The organism is Thioalkalivibrio sp. ALJ12 (genome assembly GCF_000378305.1).
Lineage (GTDB): Bacteria > Pseudomonadota > Gammaproteobacteria > Ectothiorhodospirales > Ectothiorhodospiraceae > Thioalkalivibrio.
Genome location: NZ_KB899539.1, coordinates 31,586 through 48,320, shown reverse-complemented (window position 1 = coordinate 48,320; position 16,735 = coordinate 31,586). Strand labels below are relative to the sequence as shown.

Here is a 16,735-nt window from a genome sequence, read left to right as displayed (position 1 = left end):
TTTGGGCCCCACGCCATCGCGAGCAGCCGGACCAAACAGGCTTTTCTACTCGAGGTGGGTACGGATGCGGGCGAAGAGTTCGCCGAACATGGCCGGGGTGAGGCGGCGGGTCTGGGTGTTGTAGCGGGAGCAGTGGTAGGAGTCGATCAGCCGCATGCCATCCAGTGCATGCTCGGCGCCGTGGGCAAAGCGCAGGCTGGACAGCGGCAGACCCCGGGCCCGCAGCACCGCGTCATGGGCGATCTTGCCCAGCGCCAGGATCACCCGGGGCTGCATCGCATCCATCTCCGCGGCCAGGAAACCGTTGCAGGTACGGATTTCCTCGGTGGTGGGCTTGTTCTGCGGCGGCAGGCACTTGACCGCATTGGTGATCCGGCAGTCCAGCAGTTGCAGCCCGTCGTCCGCGCTCACGCTCTCGGGGCCGGTCGCAAAGCCGTACTGGTGCAGGGTCTCGTAGAGCAGCACCCCGGCGTAGTCCCCGGTGAAGGGCCGCCCCGTCGCGTTGGCCCCGTGCATCCCCGGGGCGAGTCCAACGATCAGCAGGCGGGCATCCAGCGGCCCAAACGAGGGCACCGGAGCGGCATGGTAGTCCGGGTGCTTCGCCCGCACGTCTTCCAGAAAACCGGCCAGGCGCGGGCAGCGCCGGCAGTCCGGATCGAACACGGGAAAGGAATCAGCTTGCATCGGGCCAGTCGCGGTAGGGGTTCCGGGCCAGCTCGGTGTTGTAGTAGCGCGGGTCGTGCGAGACCTCCTCGCCCAGCCACTCGGGGCGCGGGAAGTCGGCATCGCTTGCGGGCAATTCCAGCTCGGCGACGATCAGGCCGGCATTGGCGCCCTCGAACACGTCGATCTCGTATTCCCAGCCGTCCACATCCACCCAGTAGCGCGTCTTCTCGACCTGCGGACCCGCGAGGGTGTCGAGAAGGCGATGGGCCTCTTCGACCGGGATCGCGTACTGGTACTCGTCGCGCTCGACCCCCAGGGTCGCGCTCTTGATGTTCAGGTTCGCGCCCTCCTCGTCCACGCGCACGCGGATCGAGGCGCGATCATTGCCGCACAGATAGCCCTGGCGCATGCGCTGCGAGCGCACCACGGCCTCGCGCCAGGTATCACTGGCCAGCAGAAACTTGCGTTCGATCTCGCGACCCATGTCGTCGACTCCCGTCTTTCGGCGAACCGCTTCGTATCAGTCTTTGGCAGGGGCTTCGCCTGCAAGCAGGCTCCCACAGGAATGGAATCGCGAAGCGGCGCGCGCTACATCCGGATCAGCGCGGAGCCCCAGGTAAAGCCGCCGCCAAAGGCCTCAGTCAGGATCAGGTCGCCCTTCTTGATACGCCCGTCGCGCACGGCGGTATCCAGCGCCAGCGGAATCGACGCGGCGGAGGTGTTGCCATGCCGGTCGACCGTGACCACGACGTTATCCATGGACATGTTCAGCTTCTTGGCCGTGGCCTGGATGATGCGGATGTTGGCCTGGTGCGGGACCAGCCAGTCCAGCTCGGACTTCTCGATCCCGTTGTATTCCAGTGTCTCGTCGACGATCTGGTCCAGGGTGTTGACCGCGACCCGGAAGACCGCGCGGCCTTCCATGCGGATAAACTCGAGATCCGGGTTGTCGCCGGGCTGCGAGACCCCGCCCGGGACCTCCAGCAGGCCCTTGTGGTGGCCATCCGCGTGCAGGTGGGTGGAGATGATGCCCGGGTCCGGCGAGCGCGACAGCACCACCGCGCCCGCGCCATCGCCCCACAGGATGCAGTTGCCGCGGTCGGTGTAGTCGGTGATGCGCGAGAGCGTCTCGGCCCCGACGACCAGCACATGCCGGATCTCATCGCTCTGCATGAAGCGATCGGCCGTGGCGAGTGCATAGACAAAACCGGAACACACTGCCTGCACGTCGAATGCCGGACAGCCGCCGATCCCCAGCTTCGCCTGCAGGATGCAGGCGGTACTGGGGAAAATCTGGTCCGGGGTCGTGGTGGCGACGATGATCAGGTCCAGGTCGGCAGGGCGGATGCCCGCGGCATCCAGCGCGCGCTCGGCGGCCTTCAGCGCCAGGTCGGAGGTCACCTGGTTTTCGGCCACGATGTGGCGCTCGCGAATCCCGGTGCGCTCCTGAATCCACGCATCCGAGGTATCCACCATGGCCTCGAGATCGGCGTTGGTCAGGATCCTCTCGGGCAGGTAGCTCCCGGTCCCGCTGATGCGTGCATGCTTCACTGCGCGTGCTCCTGCCCCAGTAGCTGACCCAGCTGCTTGTCGATGCGGCTGGAGATGTTCGCCTCCGCCTCGACCCGGGCGATGCGGATCGCGTATTCGAATGCCAGGGCATCGGCACTGCCGTGGCTCTTGATCACCACGCCCTGCAACCCCAGCAGCGAGGCCCCGTTATAGCGTCGGTGGTCAAAGCGGTGGCGCAACCGGCGCAGCACGGGCAGGGCAAACAGTCCGGCCAGACGCGAGTACAGCGAGGCACGGAATTCGGCCTTCATGTTCGTCGAGATCATCTTGGCCACGCCCTCGCTGACCTTCAGCGCGACGTTGCCGACAAAGCCGTCGCAGACGACCACATCGACATCACTGCAGTAGACGTCGTTGCCCTCGACGAAGCCGACATAGTTCAGACTGGATTCCTCCAGCATGCGCCCGGCCTCGCGTACCCGATCGTTACCCTTGATGGCCTCCGACCCGATATTGAGCAGTCCCACCTTGGGGGCCTCGAGCCCGTCCACCGCATTCGCCAGCACCGAGCCCATCACCGCGAACTGGTACAGGTGTGCCGCCTCGACGTCCACGTTGGCGCCAAGATCCAGCATGTGGGTATGGCCGTAAAGCGACGGCAGCGCGGTCGCGATCGCCGGACGATCGATCCCCGGCAGGGTCTTCAGCACATAGCGCGCAGTGGCCATCAGCCCGCCGGTGTTACCGGCGGACACACAAGCCTGGGCCGTGCCTTTCTTGACCTGATCGATGGCGACCCGCATCGAGGAATCGCGCTTGGTGCGCAGGGCGACAGCCGGCGACTCCTCCATGCCGACTACCTGGCTGGCATGCACGATTTCCACACGCTCGCGCTCGGCAGGCGTCCAGTCGGCAAGACCGGATTCGATCGTCGCCTCGTCCCCCACCAGCAGCAGGCGGAAGTCGTCCGCCACCTTCAGCGAACGGCGGGCGGCCGGCAACACCACGGGGGCCCCATGGTCGCCACCCATCACGTCCAGGGCGATGGTGAATTCTCGGCTCATGCGCGCGCCCGCGAGACACCCAACGACCGGGCCCGATTAAACGCGGAAAGGCCACGGTGCAGCCGCAGCCGTGGCCCCAGCAAGGTCATCACGCCGAGCTTAGTCTTCGTCGTCTTCGACTTCGACGTCCTGCTGGATCACCTGACGACCACGGTAGAACCCGTCCGGGGTCACGTGATGCCGGCGATGGACCTCTCCGGTGGTCGGATCGGTGGACAGGGTCGCGCCCTTCAGCCCGTCGTGGGAACGGCGCATATCGCGCTTGGAACGGGTCTTGCGGCGTTGTTGCACAGCCATGATGAATCTCCAGATTAATCAAATCCCGCCTGTGCGGGGTTAGCCCGAATCAAAAACGGGCGCAAGTATAGCGTTTCGAGCCGGGCGGCGCCCTGCTCCGCCCGGCCTACCGATCGTCGCCGTCGCTCGAACTGCCCTTTAGCTGCTCGAGCACCGCAAACGGGTTGTCCTCGCGCTGCCCGGGAACAAACTCGGGTTCCACTGCGGGCTCGCAGTCCACGTGGCGCGGCACCAGCGGCCAGGCCAGCAGCACCTCGTCCTCGGCCCAGACCGCCGGGTGCAGCCGTCCGTCGTCCTCGAGTTCGAGGATGTCCTCGTCCGCGCCCAGGCCTTCTACGGAGCCGCCCGCCGGCAGGATCACCGCATCGGTCTCCAGCCGGAATTCCCAGGCCATCGGCTGCAGGCAGCGCTGGCAGGTCTGCCAGAGCTCGCCGGTGATCACACCGGCCAGCCGCACCTCGTCCAGCGCACCGCGCTCCAGCCCGAAACGGACATGGACTCGCAGCGGGTGCTCGGCCAGCGCCTCTTCCCGCAGGCGCGGCAGGTCCTCCGCAGACAAATCGCCTTCGAATTCCTGGTGCCGGGCCCGTGGCTGCCACGGGTCGAGAGATACGGGAATACGACTCATAGAACACTCAAATACAAGGGCGCGGAATATACGCGCGAGAGGGCCGTTCTGTCAAAGCGAAACAGAAACTTGCAGGCCTTCGACTGCATGCCGATACTCGGGCTTTCACTGACCTTCCCAAGGCCTTCCGTTTGATCCGCAAGCTGCTCATAGCCAACCGGGGCGAGATCGCCGTACGCCTGATCCGGGCCTGCGCGGAGATGGGGATTACCTCGGTCGCGGTGCATACCGACGCCGACCGCCACGCCCTGCACGTTAAAAAGGCGGACGAGGCCTACGCGATCGGCCCCGACAGCATGGGTGGCTACCTGAGCATCCACCGGCTGCTCAGTGTGGCCCGCGCGGCCGGATGCGACGCCGTACACCCGGGATACGGCTTTCTCTCGGAGAACGCGGATTTCGCCGCGGCCTGCGACGCGCGCGGGCTCACCTGGGTCGGCCCGGACGCCAGCGTCATCCGCCGCATGGGCGACAAGGTGGCCGCGCGAAAGGCAATGATCGAGGCCGGGGTCCCGGTCACCCCAGGGTCGGAGGGCAACCTGGAAACCCTGGAGGCCGCACTGGAGGCCGCCGAGGCCATCGGCTATCCGGTGATGCTCAAAGCGACCAGTGGCGGCGGCGGGCGTGGCATTCGCCTGTGCGACGACGCGGACGCCCTGCGGCGCAACTTCGACCGCGTGCGTTCGGAGGCGACCCGTGCGTTCGGCAGCACCGAGATCTTCCTGGAAAAGGCCGTGGTCAACCCGCGCCACATCGAGGTACAGATCCTCGCGGATACGCAGGGCAATGCCGTGCACCTGTACGAGCGCGACTGCTCCGTGCAGCGGCGCCACCAGAAACTGGTGGAGATCGCCCCCTCGCCGCAGTTGAGCGAGGCCCAGCGCGAGCACCTGGGCACACTGGCCGTTACCGCCGCCCAGGCCGTCGGCTACCAGAACGCCGGTACCGTCGAGTTCCTGATGGACGGCGATGACACGTTTTATTTCATGGAGATGAATACGCGCCTGCAGGTCGAGCATCCGGTGACCGAGATGATCACCGGCGTGGACATCGTGCAGGAGCAGTTGCGCATCGCCAGTGGCGAACCCCTGCGTTACAACCAGTCGCAGATCACCCGGCGCGGCTTCGCCATGGAATTTCGCATCAACGCGGAAGACCCAACCAACGACTTCCTGCCGAGCTTTGGTCGCATCACGCGCTACTTTGCCCCGGGTGGGCCGGGCGTGCGCACCGACGGCGCGATCTACACCGGCTACGAGATCCCGCCGCACTACGATTCGATGTGCGCCAAGCTGATCTGCTGGGCGCTGGAGTGGGACGACCTGCTGGCGCGCAGCAACCGGGCCCTGCGCGACATGGGCGTGTTCGGGGTCAAGACCACCATCCCGTATCACCTGGCGATCGTGAACCACCCGGATTTTCGCCGCGCGGATTTCAATACCGGCTTCATCGCCGAGCACCCAGAACTGACCGAGCTACCGGCCAAGCGCTCCGACCGCCATCTGGCCATCGCGATCGCCGCCGCAATCGCCGCCCACCACGGGCTTTAGGGAAACACTGCCCCGCCCGAACACCGGACTAGCCATGGATCGAGTTCACATTACGGATGTCACCCTGCGCGACGGCCACCAGAGCCTGATCGCCACGCGCATGCGCACCGAGGACATGCTGCCGATCTGCGAGCAGATGGACGCGATCGGCTTCCACTCCCTTGAGGCCTGGGGCGGGGCCACGTTCGACGCCTGCGTGCGCTTTCTCAAGGAAGACCCGTGGGAGCGTCTGCACCAGCTCAAGGCCGCGCTGCCCAACACCCCGCTGCAGATGCTCCTGCGCGGGCAGAACCTGCTCGGCTACCGCCACTATGCCGATGATGTCGTGCGCGCCTTCGTCGAGCGGTCCGTGGCCGGTGGCATCGACATCATCCGCATCTTCGACGCGATGAACGATGCCCGGAACCTGCGCACCGCGATCGAGGCCACCCGCGAGGCCGGCGGCCATGCCCAGGGCACGCTGTGCTACACCACCGGACCGGTACACTCCGCCGCCCAGTTCGTTGCCCTCGGCCGCGAGCTGGTGGCAATGGGGGCGCAGAGCATCGCGATCAAGGACATGGCCGGGCTGCTGACCCCGACGGCCACCCGCGAACTGGTAACCGAGCTGGTCGACGCACTGGATGTCCCGATCCACCTGCATGCGCATGCCACCTCGGGTCTGTCCGAGCTGTGCCACTGGCAGGCGATCGAGGCGGGCTGCCGCCACATCGAGACCGCGATCTCCGCCTTCGCCGGGGGCACCAGCCACCCCCCCACGGAGAGCCTGGTCGCGGCGTTGTCCGGCACCGGGCACGACACCGGCCTGGACCTCGTGGCCCTGCAGAAGATCGGGCTGTATTTCCACCAGGTGCGCAAGAAGTACCAGCGCTTCGAGAGCGAATACACCGGCGTCGACACCCGGGTGCAGGTGAACCAGGTCCCGGGCGGCATGATCTCCAACCTCGCCAATCAACTGCGCGACCAGAACGCGCTGGATCGCTTTGATGCCGTGCTGGAGGAGATCCCGCGCGTACGCGAGGACCTCGGCTACCCGCCCCTGGTCACGCCGACCTCGCAGATCGTCGGCACCCAGGCGGTGATGAACGTCCTCGCCGGGGAGCGCTACAAGACCATCACCAACGAAGTGAAGCAGTACCTGACCGGGCACTACGGCCGCGCGCCGGGGCCGATCAACCGCGTGATCCAGCGCAAGGCGATCGGCAACGCCGAGGTCATCGACGTGCGCCCGGCGGACCTCCTGAAGCCGGAGATGGACCACCTGACCCGGGAGATCGGGGACCTCGCGCAGGGGCCGGAGGACGTACTGACCTTCGCGCTGTTTCCCGAGGTGGGACGTTCCTTCCTCGAGCAGCGCCGCGACGGGACACTGGAACCGGAACCATTGAACCTGCCCGAGAACACCCAGGCGGGCTGCCCGGCGCCGGTCGAGTTCAACGTCACTTTCCACGGGGAGTCGTACCATATCCGCGTGAATGGCAGCGGCCACCACCGCGAGGACACGCGGCCGATGTACGTCACCATCGACGGCATGCCGGAAGAGGTCCTGATCGAGACGCTCGACACCATCGACACCGCCGGCGGCGGTAGCGGTGGCGCCGAGTCGCCGCGCACGGGCAAGAAATCCCGCCGCGCCACCCGCCCGGGGGATGTCACCACGTCCATGCCGGGCACGATCATCGACGTCCTGGTGGCCGAGGGCGACACCGTGGAGGCCGGCCAGCCGGTGCTGGTGCTCGAGGCGATGAAGATGGAGTCCGAGATCGCCGCGCCCATCGCCGGCACCGTGCGCGCGGTAAACGTGGCCAAGGGTGCGGCCGCCAACCCGGACGATGCCCTGATCGAGATCGACAGCCCGGATGCGTAAGCCCCATGCGTGAAATCGTCCTCGCCTCGACCTCGCCCTATCGCGCCCAGCTGTTGCAGCGGCTGCATCTGCCGTTCGCGACGGCGGCCCCGCAGGTCGACGAGACGCGGCTCCCGGACGAAGACGCGGCGGCCCTCGTGCAGCGCCTCGCCGAGGCCAAGGCCCGAGCAGTCGCTGGCACCCACCCGGGCGCATTGATCATTGGTTCCGACCAGAGCGCCAGCCATCAGGACCACATCCTCGGCAAGCCGGGCAATCCCGAGCGCGCCCGCGAACAGCTGGCCTCGCTGTCCGGCGGCACGGTCACCTTTCACACCGGGCTGTGCCTGCTGGATGCCTCCAGCGGCGAGGCGCAGGTAGAGGACGTGGAATACGTCGTCAGCTTCCGCCGGCTGTCGGACGCCGAGATTCGGGCCTATGTCGCGCTGGACAATCCCGTGGACTGCGCCGGCAGTTTCAAGTCGGAAGGCCTGGGGGTCAGCCTGTTCGAGCGCATGGAGGGTTCGGACCCTACCGCCCTGGTGGGTCTTCCGCTGATCCGCCTGTGTCAGTGGTTGCGGGAAGCCGGCATTGCCATGCCTCCCACCGAAGACCGCTGATCAGGCCTCCGACGAGCGCCGGGAAACCGGGAGCCCCAGATCGGCATCACGCCACATTGTCTGCAGGCGCGCATGATCCTCGCGCAGCGTGCCATTGACGCGCGAAGCCTCGGCCGTCGACGCCAGCACCTCGCGGGCCCACTCCGGCAGTTGCGGATGCAGCCGATAGTAGATCCAGTTGCTTTCGCGCCGGGTCGTCACCACGTCCTGCTGGCGCAGCGCGGCCAGATGACGCGAGACCTTCGGCTGCGAGATCTCCAGCGCAGTCATCAGCTCGCATACACAGAGCTCGCGCTCCATGTGAATCAGCAGCAACGAACGCAAGCGGGTGTCGTCCGCCAGCAGGCTGAACAGGACAGTGGGGGTCAGAGACATAGGAAATCCGCTTTGGCCGATCCGGCCTTTATAAGTCGACCATTTCGCACAAGATTAGCACGCTCGGGAGCGTGGAACCCCCAATGCGTGCAGGCATTCAGCAAAACCGTCAGCGATGGGCTTGGCGGTACACGCTGTCACTGAGCCCGGAAAACGCCTTCCAGCGCGCCGACTATCGTCATTCCGCCCCTTAGAGCCCCCAACCAATACGCCTCGCCCTTCGGGCCGTCACCTGCGGTGACGTTCGGGTACCGCTGCGCGTCACCCGTCGAACCACCTTTTCTGTATCTCGGGTCCGAATCCCGATACCTCGGGGACCAGACGTGCGAAAGGGGCCACTCGGGCCCCTTTCTGGATCTGGCGGAGAGTGAGGATTACTCGGCGCGACGCGCGCCTCGCCCTTCGGGCCGTCGCCTGCGGCGACGTTCGGGTGCCGCTACGCGTCACCCGTCGAACCATCATTTTCGATATCTCGGGTTCGAATCCCGAACCCGCGGGGGCCAGACGTGCGAAAGGGGCCACTCGGGCCCCTTTCTGGATCTGGCGGAGAGTGAGGGATTCGAACCCTCGATGGGCTTTTGACCCATACTCCCTTAGCAGGGGAGCGCCTTCGACCACTCGGCCAACTCTCCGGAATGCGCGGCACAGGATACGGACTTGTGCCCATAAAGAAAAGGCCCGGCGGCCACTGGGGCCGCCGGGCCTGGCAACCTCTGTCAGTCGTCGCGCGAGGAAGCGGCCACGCTCCCCCCCGGGGCGGACCCACCGCCGGACGAACCCTGATCGTCGCCCGCTACGTTGGATTCGCGCTGGATGCGCTGGAAAATCTCCTCGCGGTGGACAGCAACGTCCTGAGGCGCGTTGATCCCGATACGAACCTGATTGCCCTTGACCCCCAGGACGGTGACGGAAACGTCCTCGCCGATCATGAGGGTCTCGCCCACACGTCGAGTCAAAATGAGCATGCTCTTCTCCGCAGTGCCTGTGTCGGACGCAGTCGGTCGTCCGGTAACCGTTTTACGGTCTGTCATCCTTAACCGTCCTCCTGTTGACCGACAGGTTCCTGCTCAAGTTCAAAGGCATCATGCAGAGCGCGTACTGCAAGTTCGAGGTACTTCTCATCCACGACCACCGAGATCTTGATCTCGGAGGTCGAAATCATCCGAATGTTGATCGTCTCACGCGAGAGCGCCTCAAACATCTTGCTGGCAATCCCCGCGTGCGAGCGCATACCGACGCCGACCACCGAGATCTTCACGATGTGGGTGTCCCCGGAGACCTCACGCGCACTCAGCGCCCTGCAGGCATCCTGCAGAATCGCCAGCGCCTTGTCGTAGTCGTTGCGATGAACCGTAAAGGTGAAGTCGGTGGTCTGATCCGCGCCCACGTTCTGCACGATCATGTCCACCTCGATGTTGGCGTCCGCGATCGGGCCGAGGATGCGATGCGCGACCCCCGGTTGATCGGGGACGCCCTGAACCGTCAGCTGGGCCTCGTTCTGATTGAACGCGATACCCGCAACCAGCGCCTGTTCCACCTGCGCATCCTCCTCCGTGGTAATCAGGGTCCCCGGTCCTTCCTCGAACGAGGACAGCACTCTGAGAGGGACGTTGTACTTGCCCGCAAATTCCACCGCGCGGATCTGCAGCACCTTGGACCCGAGGCTCGCCATCTCCAGCATCTCCTCGAAGGTGATGCTGTGCAGGCGTCGCGCATTCGGCACCAGGCGCGGGTCGGTGGTGTACACACCATCGACATCCGTATAGATCCGGCACTCGTCGGCCTTCAGCGCGGCCGCGAGCGCGACCGCCGTGGTATCCGATCCGCCGCGGCCCAGCGTGGTGATCGCGCCGTGCTCGTCCACGCCCTGGAAACCGGCCACAACGACGATACGGCCGGCCTCCAGATCCGCGCGCACACGGGCATCGTCAATACTGCGGATACGCGCCTTGTTATGCGCGCTGTCGGTGCGAATCGTGACCTGGGCGCCGGTATAGGATCGCGCCGGGCAACCATGCGCCTCCAGCGCCATCGACAGGAGGGCAATCGTCACCTGCTCGCCGGTGGATAGGAGTACGTCCAGCTCGCGGCCATCGGCCCGCGGGTTCAGCGCATGCGCGAGCCCCAGCAGACGATCCGTCTCGCCACTCATCGCGGAGACGACGATCACCACCTGGTGGCCCTCCTCGCGCAGCTTCAGCGCCCGCTCCGCGACCGCCTGGATGCGCTCGGTGGTGCCCACCGAGGTGCCCCCGAATTTCAGTACCAGCAACGCCATTGCACGATTCCATTCACCGCCACCCGGAAAGGCGGCGCATTAAACATCATTCAGTTCTTCATTGCGAGAACCCACGGGCACGCGCGTAAAGCGCCCCGAGGGTGGCGGACAGACATCCCCGCGGCGCTGGCCCCGCGGTGACGGATGGTCTTCAGGCGCGCTCGCGTACCCAGTCGGCGACCGAGGCCAGCGCGGCCTCAAGCTTGTCCGGGCTTTGGCCGCCGGCCATCGCCATGTCCGGGCGGCCACCGCCCTTGCCGTCCACCTGCGCGGCGACATGACCGACCAGATCGCCGGCCTTGAACTGGCCGGTCTCGGCCTTGGTGACACCCGCCACCAGGCTGACCTTGCCCTCGCCGGTCGCGGTACCCAGGACCACCACCGCCTTGCCGAGTTTCTGCTTGAGTTGGTCGACCATGTCGCGCAGGGCCTTGGGCTCCACGCCCTCGACCTTCGCGGCCAGCACCTGCACGCCGCCGACCTCCTGCGCCTGCGAGGCCAGATCGCTGCCGGCCTGGCTGGCCAGCTTGCCCTTGAGCTGTTCGATCTGCTTTTCCAGTTCGCGCGAGCGCTCCTGCAGCTGAGCGACCTTGTCGGCCGCCTCGCCACGCCCGGCGCGCAGGCGGTCGGCGATCGCATCCAGATACCCGAGCTGCTGGTCGACCCAGCGCAGCGCGACCTCGCCGGCGACCGCCTCGATGCGGCGGATACCGGCGGCCACCCCGCCCTCGGAGGTGATGCGGAACAACCCGATGTCCCCGGTGCGGTCCACATGCGTGCCGCCGCACAACTCCACGGAGGTGCCGATCTTCAGCACCCGGACCTGATCGCCGTACTTCTCGCCGAACAGCGCGACCGCGCCGGACTCCATCGCCGACTCGATGTCCATCACGCGGGTATCGGTGGCGTCGTTGGCCAGGATCTCCGCGTTCACCTGGGCCTCGATGGAGCGCAGCTGCTCGTCGGTCAGCGGCTCCATGTGGGTGAAGTCGAAGCGCAGCCGATCGGGGTCCACCAGCGAGCCCTTCTGCTGGACGTGGTCGCCCAGCTGGTCGCGCAAGGCCTTGTGCAGCAGGTGGGTCGCCGAGTGATGGCGGCGAATGTTCTCGCGACGCGGGCCTTCGACCGCGGCCTGCAGCGTCTGGTCGACCTCCAGCGTGCCGGCACGCACCTGGCCCACGTGGATATGTGCCGCGCCCTGCTTGCGGGTGTCGGCGACCTGGAAGCGCACGCCGGAGCCACTGAGCGTGCCGACATCGCCCACCTGGCCGCCGGACTCGCCGTAGAACGGCGTGCGGTCCAGTACCACCAGGCCTTCGGCGCCGACCTCGAGTCGTTCGACCGGCTCGCCGTTCTGGTACAGCGCGACCACGCGACCCTCGTCGTCGACGGTCTCGTAGCCGGAGAATGTGGTTTCGACGTCGACTTGCGGCAGGCCGCCGTCGTCCATGGAGAAGTGGCTGGCCGCACGGGCGCGGGCGCGCTGATCCGCCATCGCGGACTCGAAGCCCGCCATGTCCAGCTCCAGACCGCGCTCGCGGGCGATGTCACCGGTCAGATCCACCGGGAAGCCGTAGGTGTCATACAGCAGGAAGATGGTCTCGCCCGGGATCACCGTGCCCTTCAGGTCACGCAGATCGTCTTCCAGGATCTTCATGCCCTTGTCGAGCGTCTCCAGGAACTTGCGCTCTTCCTTCTCCAGCACCTGCTCGACCCGGGCCTGTGCCTCTGCCAGCTCCGGGAAGGCCTCGCCCATCGCGCGCACCAAATCGCCGACCATCTGGTAGAGGAAGGCGTCCTGCGCGCCCATCTTGAACCCGTGGCGTGCGGCGCGGCGGATGATGCGGCGCAACACGTAGCCGCGGCCCTCGTTCGACGGCAGCACGCCGTCGGTGATCAGGAAGGCGATAGAACGGATGTGGTCGGCGATCACGCGCAGCGAGGCGGAGTCCTGCTCCTTTGCCCCGGTCACTCGCGCGGCGGCCGCGATCAGGTCCTGGAACAGGTCGATCTCGTAGTTGGAGTGCACGCCCTGCAGCACCGCGGCCAAGCGCTCGAGGCCCATGCCGGTATCCACCGACGGGCGCGGCAGCGGGTTCAGCGTGCCGTCCGCGTCGCGGTCGTACTGCATGAACACGAGGTTCCAGATCTCGATATAGCGGTCGCCGTCCTCGTCCGGGGAACCGGGCGGGCCGCCCTCGACCTCCGGGCCGTGGTCATAGAAGACCTCGGTGCAGGGGCCACAGGGGCCGGTGTCGCCCATCTGCCAGAAGTTGTCGGAACCGCCGCCTGGCTTGTCGCCGATGCGCACGATGCGCTCGGCTGGAACCTGGATCTCGTTCGCCCAGACGTTGTAGGCGTCGTCGTCGGTCTCGTAGACCGTGACCCACAGCTTTTCCGGCGGCAGACCGATGGTCTCGGTCAGGAACTGCCAGGCGTAGTGGATGGCATCGCGCTTGAAGTAGTCGCCGAAGCTGAAGTTGCCCAGCATCTCGAAGAAGGTGTGATGCCGCGCGGTATAGCCGACGTTTTCCAGATCGTTGTGTTTGCCGCCGGCGCGCACGCAGCGCTGGCTGGACACCGCGCGGTTGTACGAACGCTTCTCGCGGCCGAGGAACACATCCTTGAACTGCACCATCCCCGCGTTGGTGAACAGCAGCGTGGGATCGTTGCCCGGTACCAGTGGGCTGGAAGACACGATCGTATGACCATGCCCTTCAAAGAATTCGAGGAAACTCCGGCGAATGTCGGCGCTTTTCATGCGGTTCCGATTGAATATGGGGTCAAAACCGGAATCCTATCACGCAAGCCCCCAACCCGCGTATTGCCGCCCCCGCCTTCGGGCCATGTTGCCTATCATCACCAGGCTCCGAAGAGGGTGTGGCAATCGGCTGAGCCTGGCCAGAATCGGGATCAGGTGGTTCCGTAGAGCGATTGCTTCGCTGCGCTCGCAATGACGGGACAATGACGACGTCATTGCGAGGAGCAACGCGACGAAGCAATCGGCATCCACGGCCACCTGATCCGAGCGCCGAGTGACCCACCAACGACTGCCACGGCCCCTCCAACGCCTCGCAATGACGCACCATGATCGCGGTCATTGCGAGGAGCGTGGCGACGAAGCAATCGGCAAGTACCTCCCCAGCCGCGTTCAACCCACAATGTCGTCGAACAAATCCCGCCACCCGGGATTCACCTGCTCGATCAGCGCAACCTTCCTGCGCCGCGGACCCGCCTTCAACTGCTTTTCGCGTTCGATCGCGGATTCCATCTCCACGCATTGCTCGAACCAGACGAGCCGATGCAGACCGTAGCGGCTGGTGAACCCGGATACCTCTCCCGAACGATGCTGCCAGACCCGCTGCACAAGGTTACTGGTCACACCCACGTAGAGGGTCCCGTCACGACGGTTGCTCATCATGTAGACACAGGGTTGTTTCATCGCTCCCTCCGTGGGCGACTGCACATTGGTACTCAGCGGCCGAGAATCCTTTCGGCCCTTCACCACCGGTGACACTCGCGTGTCCTCGATACCAGCACGTCATTGCGACGGCCTGAAGGGGCAGTGGCAACCGCTGGTGGATCACTCGGCGTCTGGGCCGGGTGGTTCTGGACACAGATTGCTTCGTCGCGTTGCTCCTCGCAATGACGGGTTTGGAGGAACGTCATTGCGAGGAGCAACGCGACGAAGCAATCGGTCAGGAACCACCAGCGTCGTCTTTCCAGGCGGCGAGGGCCTGGTGGGCGACACCGCCGGGGAAACCGCGCCCGGCGAGGTGGCGCAGGTAGCGGGCCTCGTCCTCGCGGGTCTCGGGGGGGTGGCGGAAGTGGCGTTCGAGCTGGCCGCGGGCCTGGTCGGTCCAGTCGACCTCCAGGGCGTCGATGGCGGCATTGACGGTGTCGCTGCCGATGCCGTTATGGGCGAGTTCGGCACGGATGCGCTGCTCGCCGTAGCCCTGCTCGGTGCGGTGGCGGGCGATGAAGTCCGCGTAGCGGGTGTCGCTCAGGTAATCGAGCTCGCGCGCACGCTCAAGAGCGGCATCCACCGCGTCGCGCTCGAACCCGCGCTCGGCCAGCTTGCGCGCGAGCTCCAGCGCGGAGTGCTCGCGCCGCACCAGCAGCCGGAGCCCGGCCTCCAGTGCGGCGTCCGGATCAGCCGGGTCAGCCCTGCTCCTCGACCGGGGCATCGACCGGCTCGTCCTCCACCGCAGCCTTGTTTCGCTTCGGCAGCAGGCGTTCGCGCAGGGTCTTTTCGACTTCCTCGGCGATGTGCGGGTTGTCCTTCAGGTACTGGCGGGCGTTTTCCTTGCCCTGACCAATCCGCTCGCCGTTGTAGCTGTACCAGGCGCCGGCCTTGTCGATCAGGCCTTCCTTCACACCCATCTCGATAATCTCGCCGACCCGCGAGATGCCCTCGCCGTAGAGGATCTCGAAGTAGGCCTCGCGGAACGGGGGTGCCATCTTGTTCTTGACGACCTTCACGCGGGTCTCGTTGCCGATCACCTCGTCGCCCTTCTTGATCGCGCCGATGCGGCGGATGTCCATGCGCACCGAGGAGTAGAACTTGAGCGCGTTGCCGCCGGTGGTGGTCTCGGGGCTGCCGAACATCACGCCGATCTTCATGCGGATCTGGTTGATGAAGATGACCAGGGTGTTGGAGCGCTTGATGTTGGCGGTCAGCTTGCGCAGGGCCTGCGACATCAGCCGCGCCTGCAGGCCGACGTGCGAATCGCCCATCTCGCCCTCGATCTCCGCCTTGGGCGTCAGCGCGGCCACGGAGTCGACGATGACCACGTCCACCGCGCCGGAGCGCACCAGCATATCGGCGATCTCCAGCGCCTGTTCGCCGGTATCCGGCTGCGAGACCAGCAGGTCGTCGACGTTCACGCCCAGCTTCTCGGCGTAGGTCGGGTCCAGCGCGTGCTCGGCGTCCACGAACGCGGCGGTGCCGCCCAGCTTCTGCGCCTCGGCCACCACCTGCAGGGTCAGGGTCGTCTTGCCCGAGGACTCCGGGCCATAGATCTCGACCACGCGCCCGCGCGGGACGCCGCCAATCCCGAGCGCGATATCCAGCGCCAGGGAGCCCGTGGACACGGCCGGCACATCCACCGCCTGCTGATCGCCCATGCGCATCACCGCGCCCTTGCCGAATTGGCGTTCGATCTGCCCCAGTGCGGCGGTCAGGGCCTTCTTGCGATTCTCGTCCACGGTATGCCTCCCGATACTTGCAGCGATGGTTTCCGATCCGTTGCGGGGCGGATACGGGGCCGCAGTATCCCACAGGGCGGGGAGCGACCCAACCCGGGTTCACGGCTCGAAGGGGATCACCGGGGCGCGATGCCCCGGGGAATGGTCGACGCGTCAGGCCGCCTCGTGCGCCAGCAACGCACTGAGCGCGTGCAGCATCGCCTGCAGGCGTACATCGTGGCGCTCGCCATCGAAATGGAGGGTCTCGACGCGCGCGTCCCGCCCGCGCTCCTGCCAGCCGAAGCAGACCGTACCCACCGGCTTGTCCGCGCTGCCGCCACCGGGCCCGGCGATGCCGGTCACCGACAGCGCCAGGTCGGCATCGCAGTGGGCAAGCCCGCCCTCGACCATCGCGCGCGCCACGGCCTCGCTGACCGCGCCATGCTGCTCGATCAGTTCGGCCGGCACCCCGACCATCCGCGTCTTGGCCGCGTTGGAGTACGCCACCCAGCCGCACTCGAACCAGCCCGAGCTGCCCGGGACATCGGTAATCGCCTGGGCAATCCCGCCGCCGGTACAGGACTCGATGGTGCACAGCTTGCGTTCGCTGGCGAGCAGCCGCTCGCCCAGGTCGTAGACCAGCGCCGAGAGCCCGGCCAGATCAGCCTCGCGCGGGCTTGCAATCAGAGTCGATTCCGCTTCCATGTCCGGA

Annotated in this window: 17 protein-coding genes and 1 tRNA gene; 3 read left to right on the top strand and 15 right to left on the bottom strand. The window is 66.3% G+C overall.

Features of this window, described 5'->3' with window-relative positions; genetic code table 11:
- Positions 1–45: 45 nt before the first annotated feature.
- The 6 genes from F467_RS0107690 to F467_RS0107665 form a co-directional block, all read right to left on the bottom strand.
- Positions 46–684: a uracil-DNA glycosylase gene (locus F467_RS0107690; protein WP_018138530.1), complete on the bottom strand. Its 639-nt coding sequence runs from the start codon at positions 682–684 to the stop codon at positions 46–48.
- Complete coding sequence (locus tag F467_RS0107685) at positions 674–1,150, bottom strand: CYTH domain-containing protein (RefSeq protein WP_018138529.1); 477 nt, start codon at positions 1,148–1,150, stop codon at positions 674–676. Before F467_RS0107685 ends, F467_RS0107690 begins: the two co-directional genes overlap by 11 nt.
- 104 nt (positions 1,151–1,254) lie before the next feature.
- The gene (locus F467_RS0107680; protein WP_018138528.1) at positions 1,255–2,217 is read right to left on the bottom strand and encodes a beta-ketoacyl-ACP synthase III; all 963 of its coding nucleotides are present in this window, start codon (positions 2,215–2,217) and stop codon (positions 1,255–1,257) included.
- Positions 2,214–3,242 carry a phosphate acyltransferase PlsX gene (plsX, locus tag F467_RS0107675; RefSeq protein WP_018138527.1) on the bottom strand — a complete coding sequence of 343 codons (1,029 nt, stop codon included), beginning with the start codon at positions 3,240–3,242 and terminating at the stop codon, positions 2,214–2,216. Before plsX ends, F467_RS0107680 begins: the two co-directional genes overlap by 4 nt.
- Before the next feature lie 99 nt (positions 3,243–3,341).
- Complete coding sequence (rpmF, locus tag F467_RS0107670; RefSeq protein WP_012982981.1) at positions 3,342–3,539, bottom strand: 50S ribosomal protein L32; 198 nt, start codon at positions 3,537–3,539, stop codon at positions 3,342–3,344.
- A 106-nt stretch (positions 3,540–3,645) separates the two neighbouring features.
- Complete coding sequence (locus F467_RS0107665; protein WP_026182205.1) at positions 3,646–4,167, bottom strand: DUF177 domain-containing protein; 522 nt, start codon at positions 4,165–4,167, stop codon at positions 3,646–3,648.
- A gap of 131 nt (positions 4,168–4,298) precedes the next feature.
- On the opposite strand from F467_RS0107665, the gene F467_RS0107660 reads away from it, so the two are divergent.
- From F467_RS0107660 to F467_RS0107650, 3 genes are read left to right on the top strand one after another with little or no spacing between them, the layout of a single operon-like run.
- A complete protein-coding gene (locus tag F467_RS0107660) occupies positions 4,299–5,717 on the top strand; it encodes an acetyl-CoA carboxylase biotin carboxylase subunit (RefSeq protein WP_018138525.1) in 1,419 nt (472 codons plus the stop codon).
- A gap of 34 nt (positions 5,718–5,751) precedes the next feature.
- Positions 5,752–7,584, top strand: coding sequence for a sodium-extruding oxaloacetate decarboxylase subunit alpha (gene oadA / locus F467_RS0107655; protein ID WP_018138524.1), 1,833 nt, complete (start codon positions 5,752–5,754; stop codon positions 7,582–7,584).
- Positions 7,585–7,589: 5 nt separating this feature from the next.
- A complete protein-coding gene (locus F467_RS0107650; RefSeq protein ID WP_018138523.1) occupies positions 7,590–8,183 on the top strand; it encodes a nucleoside triphosphate pyrophosphatase in 594 nt (197 codons plus the stop codon).
- Here the strand turns inward: F467_RS0107650 and F467_RS0107645 are convergent, their stop codons facing one another.
- The 9 genes from F467_RS0107645 to F467_RS0107605 form a co-directional block, all read right to left on the bottom strand.
- Positions 8,184–8,558 carry a metalloregulator ArsR/SmtB family transcription factor gene (locus F467_RS0107645; RefSeq protein ID WP_018138522.1) on the bottom strand — a complete coding sequence of 125 codons (375 nt, stop codon included), beginning with the start codon at positions 8,556–8,558 and terminating at the stop codon, positions 8,184–8,186.
- Between the two features lie 541 nt (positions 8,559–9,099).
- Positions 9,100–9,190 (bottom strand) — tRNA-Ser (locus F467_RS0107640).
- Positions 9,191–9,274: 84 nt separating this feature from the next.
- Positions 9,275–9,523: a carbon storage regulator CsrA gene (csrA, locus tag F467_RS0107635; protein WP_012982990.1), complete on the bottom strand. Its 249-nt coding sequence runs from the start codon at positions 9,521–9,523 to the stop codon at positions 9,275–9,277.
- 68 nt (positions 9,524–9,591) lie between these two features.
- Positions 9,592–10,836, bottom strand: a complete 1,245-nt coding sequence (locus F467_RS0107630) for an aspartate kinase (protein ID WP_018138521.1) — start codon at positions 10,834–10,836, stop codon at positions 9,592–9,594.
- A 151-nt stretch (positions 10,837–10,987) separates the two neighbouring features.
- Positions 10,988–13,597 carry an alanine--tRNA ligase gene (gene alaS, locus F467_RS0107625; RefSeq protein ID WP_018138520.1) on the bottom strand — a complete coding sequence of 870 codons (2,610 nt, stop codon included), beginning with the start codon at positions 13,595–13,597 and terminating at the stop codon, positions 10,988–10,990.
- Between the two features lie 390 nt (positions 13,598–13,987).
- Positions 13,988–14,278 carry a GIY-YIG nuclease family protein gene (locus F467_RS0107620; protein WP_018138519.1) on the bottom strand — a complete coding sequence of 97 codons (291 nt, stop codon included), beginning with the start codon at positions 14,276–14,278 and terminating at the stop codon, positions 13,988–13,990.
- A 256-nt stretch (positions 14,279–14,534) separates the two neighbouring features.
- Complete coding sequence (locus F467_RS0107615; protein WP_018862893.1) at positions 14,535–15,023, bottom strand: regulatory protein RecX; 489 nt, start codon at positions 15,021–15,023, stop codon at positions 14,535–14,537.
- Positions 14,998–16,044: a recombinase RecA gene (gene recA, locus F467_RS0107610; protein WP_018138517.1), complete on the bottom strand. Its 1,047-nt coding sequence runs from the start codon at positions 16,042–16,044 to the stop codon at positions 14,998–15,000. The genes F467_RS0107615 and recA overlap by 26 nt, the downstream gene beginning before the upstream one ends.
- Before the next feature lie 153 nt (positions 16,045–16,197).
- Complete coding sequence (locus F467_RS0107605) at positions 16,198–16,728, bottom strand: CinA family protein (protein ID WP_018138516.1); 531 nt, start codon at positions 16,726–16,728, stop codon at positions 16,198–16,200.
- Positions 16,729–16,735 lie beyond the last annotated feature (7 nt).